Origin of the sequence: Edaphobacter sp. (genome assembly GCF_028283685.1) — a bacterium.
Lineage (GTDB): Bacteria > Acidobacteriota > Terriglobia > Terriglobales > Acidobacteriaceae > Edaphobacter.
This window is the reverse complement of sequence record NZ_JAPWKF010000009.1, coordinates 57,152-70,177: the sequence shown is the minus strand read 5'-3', so window position 1 is coordinate 70,177 and position 13,026 is coordinate 57,152. Positions and strand designations below refer to the sequence as shown.

The 13,026-nt window shown below is 59.9% G+C and carries 12 protein-coding genes and 1 riboswitch; of the genes, 6 read left to right on the top strand and 6 right to left on the bottom strand.

Annotated elements, in window-relative coordinates:
* Positions 1-32: 32 nt before the first annotated feature.
* Together PW789_RS17460 and PW789_RS17455 are read right to left on the bottom strand one after the other, a co-directional pair.
* The gene (locus tag PW789_RS17460) at positions 33-299 is read right to left on the bottom strand and encodes a hypothetical protein (protein ID WP_299379017.1); all 267 of its coding nucleotides are present in this window, start codon (positions 297-299) and stop codon (positions 33-35) included.
* Positions 292-1,038 (bottom strand): response regulator transcription factor, encoded by a 747-nt coding sequence (locus PW789_RS17455; protein WP_299379015.1) that lies wholly within the window; start codon positions 1,036-1,038, stop codon positions 292-294. Before PW789_RS17455 ends, PW789_RS17460 begins: the two co-directional genes overlap by 8 nt.
* Positions 1,039-1,301: 263 nt before the next feature.
* On the opposite strand from PW789_RS17455, the gene lexA reads away from it, so the two are divergent.
* The gene (gene lexA, locus PW789_RS17450; RefSeq protein ID WP_299379013.1) at positions 1,302-1,907 is read left to right on the top strand and encodes a transcriptional repressor LexA; all 606 of its coding nucleotides are present in this window, start codon (positions 1,302-1,304) and stop codon (positions 1,905-1,907) included.
* A gap of 202 nt (positions 1,908-2,109) precedes the next feature.
* Entirely contained in the window at positions 2,110-3,318 is a 1,209-nt protein-coding gene (locus tag PW789_RS17445; protein WP_299379011.1) for an efflux RND transporter periplasmic adaptor subunit, read from the top strand.
* A 106-nt stretch (positions 3,319-3,424) separates the two neighbouring features.
* Here PW789_RS17445 and PW789_RS17440 read toward each other — a convergent pair whose 3' ends face one another.
* Entirely contained in the window at positions 3,425-4,666 is a 1,242-nt protein-coding gene (locus PW789_RS17440; RefSeq protein ID WP_299379008.1) for a CotH kinase family protein, read from the bottom strand.
* Between the two features lie 231 nt (positions 4,667-4,897).
* Here PW789_RS17440 and PW789_RS17435 point away from each other — a divergent pair, with 231 nt between their 5' ends.
* Both PW789_RS17435 and PW789_RS17430 read left to right on the top strand, forming a co-directional pair.
* The gene (locus PW789_RS17435; protein ID WP_299379006.1) at positions 4,898-5,917 is read left to right on the top strand and encodes a metallophosphoesterase; all 1,020 of its coding nucleotides are present in this window, start codon (positions 4,898-4,900) and stop codon (positions 5,915-5,917) included.
* A 218-nt stretch (positions 5,918-6,135) separates the two neighbouring features.
* Complete coding sequence (locus PW789_RS17430; protein WP_299379003.1) at positions 6,136-6,987, top strand: DUF4097 family beta strand repeat-containing protein; 852 nt, start codon at positions 6,136-6,138, stop codon at positions 6,985-6,987.
* A 253-nt stretch (positions 6,988-7,240) separates the two neighbouring features.
* On the opposite strand, the gene PW789_RS17425 is transcribed toward PW789_RS17430, so the two are convergent.
* Together PW789_RS17425 and PW789_RS17420 are read right to left on the bottom strand one after the other, a co-directional pair.
* Positions 7,241-7,936: an HAD family hydrolase gene (locus PW789_RS17425; RefSeq protein WP_299379001.1), complete on the bottom strand. Its 696-nt coding sequence runs from the start codon at positions 7,934-7,936 to the stop codon at positions 7,241-7,243.
* A 143-nt stretch (positions 7,937-8,079) separates the two neighbouring features.
* Complete coding sequence (locus PW789_RS17420; RefSeq protein WP_299378999.1) at positions 8,080-9,726, bottom strand: M20/M25/M40 family metallo-hydrolase; 1,647 nt, start codon at positions 9,724-9,726, stop codon at positions 8,080-8,082.
* 100 nt (positions 9,727-9,826) lie between these two features.
* Here PW789_RS17420 and PW789_RS17415 point away from each other — a divergent pair, with 100 nt between their 5' ends.
* Entirely contained in the window at positions 9,827-11,050 is a 1,224-nt protein-coding gene (locus PW789_RS17415; protein ID WP_299378996.1) for an FAD-dependent oxidoreductase, read from the top strand.
* 32 nt (positions 11,051-11,082) lie between these two features.
* A riboswitch (Fluoride riboswitch) is annotated at positions 11,083-11,149 on the top strand.
* 12 nt (positions 11,150-11,161) lie between these two features.
* The gene (locus tag PW789_RS17410; RefSeq protein WP_299378994.1) at positions 11,162-12,463 is read left to right on the top strand and encodes a voltage-gated chloride channel family protein; all 1,302 of its coding nucleotides are present in this window, start codon (positions 11,162-11,164) and stop codon (positions 12,461-12,463) included.
* On the opposite strand, the gene PW789_RS17405 is transcribed toward PW789_RS17410, so the two are convergent.
* Entirely contained in the window at positions 12,429-13,019 is a 591-nt protein-coding gene (locus tag PW789_RS17405) for a histidine phosphatase family protein (protein WP_299378992.1), read from the bottom strand. The two genes, PW789_RS17410 and PW789_RS17405, sit on opposite strands and share 35 nt — an antisense overlap.
* Between the last annotated feature and the right edge of the window lie 7 nt (positions 13,020-13,026).

Here is a 13,026-nt window from a genome sequence, read left to right as displayed (position 1 = left end):
AGCCCAACTCGTTCCCACACTTCATTCCCGGCTCACCGAGCCGCAGCAACCGCCATCGCCGCCTCATGCGTCGCTCCACTCGCGGAGGCGAGCAACACCTCGCGCATCGCCTCGACGGAGCGGTTGATCCGCCTGCACTCGCTCAGCGCCGCGCTGATCGCCGCCCGCATCGACTCCGGCTTCCCATCCATCTCGCCCAGCGCCAGCCGGCATTGCAACACCGTCAGTGGCTGCGAGAGATCATGCAGCACCTCATCGATCCGTTCCACCAGCCCCTGCTCCCCCTGCGCGCTAAACACCGGCCACCGCCGCCGGCGTCAGGAAGCTCACACTCGCCACTGCCTTCTTCCCCGCCGTCAGACTCACGCGATACCCCTCGCCGCGCACCGTCTCGATCACCGAGTGGCCGTCGCCCTGCTCCGACGTCGCCGCGCCCAGCTTCTTCCTCACGTAATTCACATACACATCCACCACGTTGGTGCCCGCGTCCGGCGACATCTGCCACACCTCGCGCAACAGCTCCCCACGCCCTACGCAACGCCCGGCGCGCTGCATCAGGTACTCCAGCAGGTGAAACTCCTTCGTCGTCAGCTCGACACTCTGCCCTGCCCGCTTGACCCTGCGCTCCATCCGGTTCAGCTCGACGTCCCCCTGCCGCAGCATGGGATCGGCGTAACGGTCCTTGCGCCGCAGCAAGGCCCGGCAGCGCGCCGTCAGCTCATGAAAGCTGAACGGTTTCAGCAGGCAGTCGTCCGCGCCCAGGTTCAGGCAGCGCACACGATCCTCCACCATGCTCCTGCCCGTCAGTACCAGCACCGCCATGCCCGTCACCTGCCCGCGCATCTCCTCCAGTACCTCGATGCCGTCCTTCTTCGGCAGGCTCAGGTCCAGCACCATCAGGTCCGGCTGGCGGACGCGCAGATACTCCAGCGCCGCCTCGCCATCACCGACCCGCTCCACCTCGTGGCCCTCCAGCTTCAGCCCCTTCTCCAGAAACAGCCCCAACGCAGCATCATCTTCCACGATCAAGACCTGCATTCCCGTTTTCTCCTTGGCACAGCGCAACCACACCCTCGTCGAATCTTCACAACTGTTCGCGCAACAAGTGTGGTGTGCCCTTACCTTGAAGCACCCGCCGGACAGGTTCAAGCCATTCATGCAGCTTTTTGCGACATGAATTTCAAAATGGGAAGCGCTGTTGTCTCTTTCGACAACAGCCCGGACCCTCCCACAATCCCCGCTAAATCGCAGGAATCAAGAATGTCTATTGCAATTCGCTTTTTATTCGCTACAATTCCCGCATGGCTATCACGCGACGACAAAAAGAGGTCATCGACTTTCTCTCCAGCTTTACCCAGAAGAACGGCTACTCGCCGTCCTACGAGGAGATCGCCAGCGGCCTGGGCCTCAGTTCGCTCGCCACCGTGCACAAGCACATCACCAACCTTCAGAACAAAGGCCTCCTGCAACGAGCGCATAACCGCAGCCGGTCCATCGATGTCCTTCCCGCCCGCGCCGCGCGCCGCAGCCCCGAGCGCCTGCCCCTGCTCGGCCGCATCGCCGCCGGCAAGCCCGTCGAGGCCATCGAAACCGCGGAGACCATCTCTCTCGGCGACATCATCGGCACCCGCGAGGTCTACGCCCTTGAAGTTCGAGGCGACTCCATGCGCGACGAGCACATCGTCTCCGGCGACTACGTCCTGGTCGAGCGCACCCGCACCGCCCGCGAAGGAGAGATCATTGTTGCCCTGGTCGACGGCACCGACGCTACTCTCAAGCGCTTCTATCGCGAGGGAGACATGATCCGCCTCCAGCCCTCCAACGCCGAGATGGCCCCCATCTACGCTCCCGCCCATAACGTCGCCATCCAGGGCAAGGTACTGGGCGTGCTGCGCAAGTACGCCTGAGAGAGTTCCCGCACGCAGAAACATCGCCGCGGCTATCCCTTTCTTTCCACCACCGTCTCTCAGGTGGGCCCGACTGTAAATCACCGGGGACAAGCCCCGCTCCGCCTCCCTTCTTTTTCTCCTGTTCATGGAACCGGAGCTCCTCTCCCTGCGTAATCTAGATCCGAAGCCTCACCGCATCGGAAAGAAATGGAGCAGGACCTTGGCGACACAGCGAAACAAAAAGCGCAAATTCTGGATCTGGGCAGGCCTCAGCGCCTTCGTCGTAGCCGTTATCCTCGGCGTTGCCGTGGCAGCGCGCGGCAACAGCGCCAAGCTCGAGCCATCGCAGCTGGCCAAGGTCGAGCGCGGCGACATCGCCCGCTCCGTCGTCGCCACCGGCAAGGTCCAGCCCATCACCAAGGTTGAAGCCAAGTCCAAGGCCTCCGGTATCGTCACCAAGCTCATGGTCGACATCAACCAGCACGTCAAGCAGGGACAGGTCCTCGCCCAGCTCGATCAGATCGAGATCCTCGCCCAGGTCAACGCCCAGAAGGCGCAGCTCGCCGCGGCCGAGTCCAACGCCCGCGCCGCCGAGGCCGCCATCCAGTACGACAAGGTCAACGCCGAAGCGCCCGACCTGCCTATGTACAAAAACACCTACGAGCGCGCCCTCTCCATGTCCAAGGACGGCGTCGTCTCCCAGCAGACCCTCGACGACGCGCAGCAAAAGTACCTCGCTGCCGCCAACACCCGCGATAAGAACGTCGCGCAGATCACCGTCGACATGTCCAAGCTCCACCAGGCGCAGGCCCAGGTCCAGCAGTCGCAGGCCTCCCTCATGCAGCTCGAGGAGCAGCTCTCCTACACCACCATCACCTCTCCCATGGACGGTGTCATCCTCTCCCGCGACGTCGAACTCGGCGATGCCGTCAGCTCCATCCTCGTCATGGGTTCCACCGCCACCCTCGTCATGACCATCGGCGACACCACCCAGGTCTACGTGCAGGGCAAAGTCGACGAGTCCGACATCGGCAAGGTCTACATGGGGCAGCCCGCCCGCATCAAGGTCGAATCCTTCAAGGACAAGACCTTCAATGGCAAGGTCACCAAGATCGCTCCCCTCGGCGTCGAGAAAGACAACGTCACCACCTTCGAGGTCCGCGTCTCCATCGACAACCCCGGCGGCGAGCTCAAGGCCAATATGACCGCCAACGCCGAGATCCTCCTCGACGAGCACAAGGGAGTCCTCACCATCCCCGAGCAGGCCGTCATCTACGACAAGGACCGCAAGGCCTCCGTCGAAGTTCCCGATCCCAAGCAGAAGAAGGGCCGCCGCAAGGTCGACATCAAGGCCGGCATCTCCAACGGAACCCGCACCGAGGTCATCTCCGGACTCAACCCCGGCGACACCGTCATTCTGCAGCAGTAGCGCAAGACGAATTTATCTCCGAGCGGATTTCCACAGAACGAAGAGACGCGAGGTGAATGGGCAGTAACCATGCCCGTCCCTCGCATCTCTTCGTTGGCTCAACAATTTATTGCGTGACATACGTCGACGAATTGATCTGAGCATCCATCCAGTTGATACGTGTCGTGAGCCACGTCTTCATATAGTTGATCTCTCCTGCATAGCTGCCTGCCAGCTCTGGTTCGGTGAAGACAACCTCATTGAATACTGGCCAACGAGCAAAGTTATTCTGCTGCGTCAGATTCAGAGCAGCAGCTCGCTGATCGATATAAGCCGGTAAGGTATCGAATTGCGTTACCTTCAACTCGTTCCAGCGACTCTGAACCTTCATCCTGAAAGCCGGATCATCGAATAAGCGAGCCATCCACTGACCGTTTGCAACCCAGGCATTTCGAACCCACCATCCGGTCGGGTCCGCATCGTTATTCATTGACGAATTGCCCGCGCCCACGTCGAAGTCCCACAGCGGACCGCAAAACAGTTTTCCGTTCCTCGCCTTGTATAGATAAACGCTGCTCCACCAGATCGCATCGTTGTTCTTGTAAATCTCATTCACCAGGTACCAGTCAACGCAGGAATCCACATCGAGGTACTGGGCATAACCCGTGTTCGGATCAGCAAAGTTCGATCCGTAGAGCACAGATTGCACCTGCTCCAAATAGCTGGTGATGTATGCCTTTTGCTGATCCGCCATGGGGCTGGGGTCATGCATTGTGATTGGGATGATGCCATTAATGAGGAAGTCGGCATCAGCGATACCGTTGTAGTCCACCTCCATCAGGTATCCACCAGTTACTTTGGGCTGATCGATATCATCATCATCCAACGAGTCGATATTTACCCGGTTCTTATCGATCTCAATCGACTCTGTAAGCTGGTAAGACCCCTCGTAGTCCCCATTCAGATAGAGCTCTACGAACACCGATCTTGGTGTCCAGGCCAAGCCAACGCGACGACCCAGCTCAAAGGCAACGTCATCGCGAATGAGGGTTTTATCGTCATAATTGGCCAGCAATATCCAGTTCTTCTGTTCAGGCATGCCAAGCAGGCTCGTCTTGCTGGAGAGCTTGATCTTGTATGGCTTCTTTGCCCAAGCCCATGAAGTATTTCCGTGCCCCTTGATCTCCAGATCAGAGTCAACTGCAGACAACGAACTCCCCGCCTGGGGCGTCAACGTCATATGCCCATCAACATAATCATCCTTTGAGGTGATCGCCACGGCGTTCGTCGTCGTAATGCGAATCACCGGAACATCTGTTTTGATCTGATCCTGTGCGGTATCGCTGGGGCTACTGATGCCGCTACTCAAGACGCTCGACTGAGTACATCCAAACAGGAATGTAACGGCAGCAAGTAAGCTCACGTATCTGGCGATAGACAGGGACTTATTACAACTCTGCATAGGGGGAGTAGGTTCTTGCATCGCAACTTTATCGACACCGTTCTGACCGAAAAAGTTTCGTCTGCTGGTTGCATTAGATAGATTTTTTTTTAGACCCTGTTTTCTGATGTACGCTCAAGCTTCAAACGCGGTCTGATCATGCAGCACTTTTCTTCAAACTCTCGCAGGCAGTTTCTTCGGCAAACATTAGCCTTCAGCGCAGCATCGCTGGCCGGGGCTCTCACCTCCTGCGGCAAGGGCATCATCGGCGGGGCGAGCGACGTCGCCCACCTGCTGATGCTCGGGGACTGGGGCGCCACGGGCCAACATCTCGATCAAGCTGCCGTTGCCGCAGCGATGCAAACATATACTCGGACACACGTCCTGAATCACCAAGCCTTGCTGATGCTTGGTGATAATTTCTACGGTGAACTTGGCAGCACCTCGTCCAGCCGCTGGAAGAATCAGTTCGAAGATATGTATCCCCGCTCGATCTTCAACTGTCCGGCTTATGCCATCCCGGGAAACCACGACTATATACAAGACAATGGCATCCTCCGCTATGACGTAGAGCTGCAGTATGCCAAAACGATGCAGACTCGCTGGACGATGCCCTCGCAATGCTATCGATTTCTGTTTCCTGCCCTGGATCCGCTGGTTACATTTATCGCGCTGGATAGCAATATCCCTTATGCTGACGGGTCGACGCAGAGTGGTGGCTTTTTTACAATGAGCGCTGCTCAAAAAGCCGCTCAATTGCAGTGGCTAAGCGATGAATTGAAGAAGCCTTTGGACACACCATTTCTCATCGTCATGGCCCACCACCCGATCTATTCCGATGGTCCCCATGGTGACAATCAGAGCCTGATTGACGATTGGGATCCATTGCTTCGGCAACACCGCGCGCACGTCTATCTAGCGGGCCACGATCACGACCTTCAACATCTCGAGTTTGAAGGCCACCCAACCTCCTTTTTCTGTTCCGGTGGCGGAGGTTCTGATCTCTATAACCTGCGCATCCCATCTGACAAACGTGGGCCGTACGCCGTCAAAACCTTCGGCTTCAGCCACCTTGAGGTGACGAAATCGTTGCTCACGCTGCGTCATGTCGATCAGAACGGCAATATCATTCATGCCTTCACAAAGACCCCCGATAACGAGTTGAAGCTGATCACATAGGTGTCAGCAGGGTGGCCCATGCATGCCCAGATAGGTATGGGTATTCGCGCAAAGCGCAAACCGTCGTCCTTACGGCTTCAGCCGTGCCATAGAATCCCGGTAAGGAGCGGCTTCAGCCGCTTATGCCCCCCACCACAGATACACTTACACTTTCTCGCAATTTACGGAACCAACTCCCTCCTCTGCACGTAAACCGCTTTATACACGGAGGCCAACTCATGAACGCACGCCACCTTCTCATCGCCGCCACGCTCGGCGTCACCGCCACGGCCTATGCCGCCGACAGTCACTTCGACCGCACACTCTCCGTGTCCGGCTCGCCAAACGTCTCCGTCGCCACCGGCTCCGGCTATATCCATCTGAAACCCGGCTCTGACAGCCAGATCCACATCGCCGGACACGTCCACTCCAACAGCGGATGGATGAGCGGCGACGCTGAGTCCCGCGTCCAGCAGATTGCCAACAACCCGCCCATCGTGCAGAACGGCAACGTCATCACCATCGGCGAGCGCCACGGCGGCGACCTCTTCCGCAACATCTCCATCGACTACGACATCACCCTCCCCCGCGCCTCCAACATCGACGCCGCCACCGGCTCCGGCGACATGGCCATCGACAACGTCGGCGCCACCCTCAAGGCCCAGACCGGCTCCGGATCCGTCCGCGCCAACGGCATCCAGGGGTCTTCCATCCTCGGCTCCGGCTCCGGTGATGTCGAGATTCACCTCTCCGGCCCCGGCGACCTCCGCGCCGAAACCGGCTCCGGTTCTCTTCGTCTCTTTGGTGTCAACGGCGCCCTCAAGGCCTCCACCGGCTCCGGCGACATCGAGGTCAACGGCAACCCCGCCACCGACTGGAAGCTCTCCACCGGCTCCGGCTCCATCAACATGGCCCTCGGCAGCGGCGCGAAGTTCAACCTCGTCGCCGACACCGGTTCAGGCTCGGTCAATGTCGCCCAACCCATCTCCATGCAGGGCTCTCTCAACCGCCATCACATCTCCGGCGCGGTCAACGGCGGCGGCCCCACCATCCACGCCAACACCGGATCCGGCGACATCTCCATCCGCTAACCCATCGGGCCGAGGCGCATCCTTCAAGAACGCCTCGGCCTGATGTACACAGAAAAGCTGTCAAGCCCTCCCCCGTCTTACTCCCCACAAAACACAGCACATCCCCGCTGCCGATCAGTTCGCTCCCACCAGCTAGACTGGCAATAGCCCCACCTGCGGCAGCGAAAAGCTCCGGCATACCACTTCGGTAAACCGCGCCAATAAAGTCTTTTGCGCCAAGACTTTGCGCAAAAATGAACGGAAGGGTCACCCCCTATACGCCGCACACCCCGGCCCACTCCGCGGCTGCGCTGACCATGAAATCCGGCTTTGCCGCCTCCAGCCGATGCGGAGCCAGCCCGAAGCTGCAGCCCAGCGACCACGCACCTGCCGCCCGCGCCGTCAGCACGTCCACCTCTGTATCGCCGACCATCAGCGTCTCCTTCGGCGCGATCGCTGAACCCGCAATCGCCGAAGCCTCCGCAATCAGCGTCACGAGGCCGTGAGGATCAGGCTTCTTCGTATGAAAGCTGTTGCCGCCGTAGTTCTGAAAGAAGAACGCCGACAGCCCGAAGTGATCGCAGATGTCCCGCGAAGGATGCACCGGCTTGTTCGTCAGCACCGCCATCAGCGTCTCCGGCCGCGCCGCACGAATCGCCTCCAGCGACTCCATCACGCCGGGATACACATACGTGTAGTCCAGCTTGTGCTCGCGGTAGTAATCCAGAAAGAACGTCAGCGCGCCGCTCACAGACTCCTCGTCGTGAACATCGCCCTCCGGATCACCCAGCGCCCGCCGCACCAGCATCGAGGCGCCATCACCGATGTAGCTCGCAATCACGTCCTCCGGAAGCTCGGGCTTGCCTACATGCTTCAACGTGGCGTTCACCGAGTTACAAAGATCCTGCCGCGAGTCGATCAGCGTTCCATCCAGGTCGAAGACAATCAGGCGAGGAGAGATAGAGTCCATCCCTTAACCCTAAACCGTCAGCCAATAAAGCGGAGGCGAGGTGGTGGCAGGGCTGAGTCGGAGACGGAGACTGCAGCGGGTGCCCCACATCTCGACTCTGAGATGTGGGTTCGCAGGATGCCTGCGCTGGCAAAGAGCTTCGCCTATTTCTCGAACCGCTTGAAGAAGCTCGAATCCAGATAATGCTGCGTCGCCGGATCGTCCGCCACCGTCCGCGCCAGATCGTAGTAAAAGCTGTTGAACTGCGCCGCCGCCACCAGATCCACCGGCTGATCCAGGTTGTCCGCCGTCGAGTGATACCGCTCCGCCAGCCACGCACGCCAAGCCTTATACTCCGGCGAACCGGCCTCCCAGCCAAACTTCATCGCCAACGCCGGAACGCCCGCCTGCACAAAGCTGTACTGGTCCGTGCGAATGAACGAATTGCGGTCCGGCTCCGGATCGCCCGCGATCACGATGTGGTGCTCCTCGCCCACCTTCTTCGCGTCCACCTGCAGCGTCGACTGCTCCAGCCCCTGAACATGCAGCTTCTTCAGCGCAAACAGCGGCATAAACATATCCAGGTTCAGCGCCGCCTTGATCGATCCCTCCGGCACCGTCGGATGCCCGGCAAAGTAACGCGATCCCAGCAGCCCCTTCTCTTCCGCCGTAAAGATTACAAACAGCACCGAGCGTTTCGGCCGCGTCTTCGCCTGACTAAAAGCCTTCGCCGTCTCCAGCACCGTCGCGACGCCCGAAGCATCGTCCATCACACCGTTGTAGATCGTCCGCCCATGAATCGGCGCACCGACACCAAGATGATCGAGATGCGCCGACACCACCACATACTCGTTCTTCAGCTTCGGATCCGAGCCCTCAAGCTTCGCCACAATGTTCGGCGACTCCACCGTCGAGTGTTCGCCCACAACGGTAGCCTTGACGCTCTTATTCAAAGCGAAGCGTGGCAGCGGTTTCTGCGCGTCAGCAGTCGCAAGAATGTCGGAGAAGCTGTGCCCTGTTCCGGCGAACAGCTTCTCCGCCTCAGCAGGATTGAACGTCGCGCCGAACATCTTGCCGTGATCATCGGCCAGCGCGGGATGCTTCGCCGCAACCTCCGCCGCATCCGGCGTAACGGCAAGCCGCATGCCCGGCTGCGATGCTCCGCTCGCCACGCGCTGCCATCCGAAGTCCATCGACTTCGGCGTCGGAATCGCAATCGAACCCACCGCGCCCGCATCGCGCAATGCCTTGGCAAACGGAGCCGTCCTGGCATACGACTTCAACGGTCCCGGCAGATCCGCAGGACCGCCGTTGATGTACACCACAATCTTTCCCTTCAACGAGGCCAACGGCGCCTCAGGCGAATCGAAGTCATCGTACTTCGCCTCCGGCAGGTGCAGACCATAGCCGATAAACACCAGCGGTGCCTCCACCGTATCCACCTGCGCCGAGCGCGAGCTGAGAATGGCATCGGTTCCAAGCACCAGCGGCTGCTCCTTGCCATCCACAACCAGGCTCATCGACGACTTGTCTGCCAGCACGCGCTGCACATCGAACTTCACCGGCTGGTAGAAACCGCCATTCAACCCCGCAGGTTGCAGACCATCCGCCTTGAACTGATCGACCACATACGCCGCGGCCTTCAGATACTCCTCGCTTCCCGTCAGACGCCCACGCATGGAGTCGTCGGCGAGCACCTTGATGTGCGCCCACCACGCCTGTCCCGCCTCCTCATCACTCGCACCCGCAGCAAAAGCCGCGCAACTCGACACCAGAGCACCAGCCACACACACCGCGCGAAGCAAACGCATACACGACACCTCGAAGCCAGAAATTCAGGGATGGCTTGAATCTAGCACGCAGTTATAGCTTTGACCGCGCAAAACGGCGATGCTACCCTCATCGCCATCTATGACAATCCGCCAGATCAACACGACCTGCTGCATCATCGGCGGTGGCCCCGCCGGAATGATGCTTGGCTTCCTGCTCGCACGATCCGGCGTCGAGGTCATCGTCCTTGAAAAGCACAAGGACTTCTTCCGCGACTTCCGCGGCGACACGATTCATCCCTCCACGCTGCAGCTGATGCATGAGCTCGGCCTGCTCGAAAAACTGCTCACCATCCCTCATTCCGAGATCAACCGCGCCTCTGCCGTCGTCGGCGGCGAGACCGTCGCGATTGCCGATCTCTCGCATCTCCCCACGGTGGCGAAGTTTATTGCACTAATGCCGCAGTGGGACTTCCTCAACTTCCTCGCCTCGGAGGCCGCCAGTTTCCCCAGCTTCCACCTCATGATGGAGTGCGAAGCGACCGGTCTTATCGAGCACAACGGCATCACCACCGGCGTGACAGCGAACACAGCAGAAGGGCCAATTGAAATAACAGCAACCTTGACCGTCGGATGCGATGGACGCCGCGCCGTCTCACGCAGCGCGGCACATCTTCCGTTGGTCGATCATGGCGTACCGATCGACGTTCTGTGGCTGCGCCTCCCGCGTCACGCCAGCGACCCCGAAAACGGCCTCGGCTATGCGAACTACGGCCGGCTCATCGTTCTCATCAATCGCATCGAATACTTCCAGGTCGCCTTCCTCATCGCCAAGGATGGCTTCGATCAGATTCAACGCGACGGCTTGCCTGCCTTTCAGCAGAACTTCACACGCATCGTTCCCTTCCTCTCTGACCGCGTCGGAGAGATCGACTCCTGGGACAAGGTGAAGCTGCTCACGGTACAGGTCAATCGGCTCACGCAATGGTCTTCTCCGGGACTGCTCTGCATCGGCGACGCGGCCCATGCGATGTCGCCGGTCGGCGGTATCGGCATCAACATCGCGCTACAGGACGCCGTGGCAACAGCAAACATGCTGACAGAAGCCCTGCTCTCAAACTCCCTGACGCCACACCATCTGCAGCAGGTGCAGCATTATCGTGAGTCGGCGGTGCGCAACACTCAGCGCGTCCAGGTCTTCGCCCACAAGATCCTCAACCGCGTCTTGCACGACCCCGGGCCGTTGAAGCTGCCGATGACCCTTCGCATACTCACCAGCATCCCCGGTTTCAAGCACCTCACCGCGCGGTTTATCGGGATGGGCCTTCAGCCACAGCACATCCGCACCAGGCCAAAATCTCTTTGACCCCGTAAGCCCAGCTTGTTAGCCTTGAGACACATCCATATGGCGATGGGGTTCCGCCACTAACCGCAGCACAAGTCTGCTGATGACTCCTACGATCTCTGTAGGAGGCCCATGCCCACAATTCTTCACGCCCTCTCGATTCAACTTCAGACCGCACGCCATATGCTGCGCTGGCTTCTGCTCGCATCGCTTGCAGGTGTGCTCGGCGGCATCGCATCGGCAGTGCTTCTCGTCAGCCTGAACTGGGCGACAGATACCCGCGAAGCCCATCGATGGATCATCGCCCTGCTGCCCGTCGCCGGACTTCTGATCGGGATGATGTACTTCTACTACGGCCGCTCGGTCGAAGGCGGCAACAACCTCATCCTCGATGAGATCCACACCGAGATTCCGACAACATCGGACGCCCCGAACCGAACCATCCCGGCACGCATGACGCCGCTGATCCTGATCGGCACCGCCGCGACACATCTCTTTGGAGGCTCCGCCGGACGCGAAGGCACAGCAATCCAGACCGGAGCTTCGCTGGCCGACCAGGTCACACGCATCGTCCGCAAGCTCGGCCTGCGTTTCCCCGAACACGACCGCCGCACCCTGCTGATGGCCGGAATCAGCGCAGGCTTCGGCTCCGTCTTCGGGACACCGTTGTCAGGCGCGGTCTTTGGCCTCGAGGTCCTGACGATTGGCAGCGTCGGGTATGACGCGATCTTTCCCTGCTTCGTCGCGGCCTTCATCGGCGATTACACGACGCATGCTCTCGGCGTGCACCACACCATCTACACCGTCACACAGACCGCACCCATCACGCCGAAGAATATCCTGCTGGCCATCATCGCGGGCATCGCCTTTGGCCTGACCGCGATGCTCTTTGCCCGCGTGACGCATGCCATCAATGCTTTCTTCAAGCGCCACGTCAGCTATCCCCCGCTGCGGCCTTTTCTTGGAGGCATCGCTGTCGCGCTCGCCGTCTTTGCTATTCACACGACGAAGTACATCGGCCTCGGCGTCCCCACCATCGTCGCCGCCTTCTCGCAGCAGCTGCCGCGGTATGACTTCGCCGCCAAGTTTGCCTTTACCTCGCTCACGCTGGGCGCAGGATTCAAAGGCGGAGAGGTCACGCCGCTGTTCTTTATCGGAGCCACGCTTGGCAATGCGCTCTCAACCATACTGCCGCTGCCTACCTCGCTGCTGGCCGCAATGGGCTTCGTCGCCGTCTTCTCCGGAGCAGCGAATACGCCCATAGCCGGAGGCCTGATGGCGCTCGAACTCTTCGGCCCCGAAGCGGGCGCGTTTGCCGCCATCGCCTGCGTCGTCAGCTATCTGTTCAGCGGGCACCACGGCATCTATCACGCTCAACACCAGGGTGCCCGCAAGTACCCTACTCCTCGAACCCTCGATTCCAGCTCTGAATAACGCGGGTCTCGCGCTCCCAGCCCAGAACACTGACGCTGCCGGTACCAAGAGCGAAAAGGCTGCCCGCGGTCGCCGGCAACAGCAGCCAGCGCGCCGTCAGGATACGCAGAATATGCGCATGGGCAAAGAGCGCTACCTTGCCTCCTGGCTGCGCCGATGACAGGGCGCGCGCGATCATCGCGTCAGAGCGCTCGCCGACATGCTCCGCGGTCTCGCCGTCGATGATCGGATCCTTCCAGACGCTCCAGTCGGGAATCTCTTTGCGGATCTCGGGCGTCGTCTTCCCTTCGTAGATACCGTAGTCCCACTCCTTCAGGTTGTTGTCCACAATAGCCTGATCGGCCAATCCGGCGATGGTGCAGGTCTCCCGCGCCCGCTGCATGGGGCTGGTGAATACAGCATCGAACTTCGTCCCTTTCAGGTAATCCCGGAGTTCTTCGGCTCGTTTCCGGCCATGATCGGTCAGCGGAATATCGGTCCGGCTGGTGTGCTGTCCGCTCAAACTCCACTCAGTTTCGCCGTGGCGCATCAGCCAAAGCTCAATTCCTTTACTCATTCAGCAT

Coding starts and splice junctions, on each gene's coding strand:
- PW789_RS17435 (WP_299379006.1), top strand. CDS start 4,898: ATGCAGCACTTTTCTTCAAACTCTCGCAGGCAGTTTCTTCGGCAAACA.
- lexA (WP_299379013.1), top strand. CDS start 1,302: ATGGCTATCACGCGACGACAAAAAGAGGTCATCGACTTTCTCTCCAGC.
- PW789_RS17405 (WP_299378992.1), bottom strand. CDS start 13,019: ATGAGTAAAGGAATTGAGCTTTGGCTGATGCGCCACGGCGAAACTGAG.
- PW789_RS17420 (WP_299378999.1), bottom strand. CDS start 9,726: ATGCGTTTGCTTCGCGCGGTGTGTGTGGCTGGTGCTCTGGTGTCGAGT.
- PW789_RS17430 (WP_299379003.1), top strand. CDS start 6,136: ATGAACGCACGCCACCTTCTCATCGCCGCCACGCTCGGCGTCACCGCC.
- PW789_RS17455 (WP_299379015.1), bottom strand. CDS start 1,038: ATGCAGGTCTTGATCGTGGAAGATGATGCTGCGTTGGGGCTGTTTCTG.
- PW789_RS17415 (WP_299378996.1), top strand. CDS start 9,827: ATGACAATCCGCCAGATCAACACGACCTGCTGCATCATCGGCGGTGGC.
- PW789_RS17425 (WP_299379001.1), bottom strand. CDS start 7,936: ATGGACTCTATCTCTCCTCGCCTGATTGTCTTCGACCTGGATGGAACG.
- PW789_RS17410 (WP_299378994.1), top strand. CDS start 11,162: ATGCCCACAATTCTTCACGCCCTCTCGATTCAACTTCAGACCGCACGC.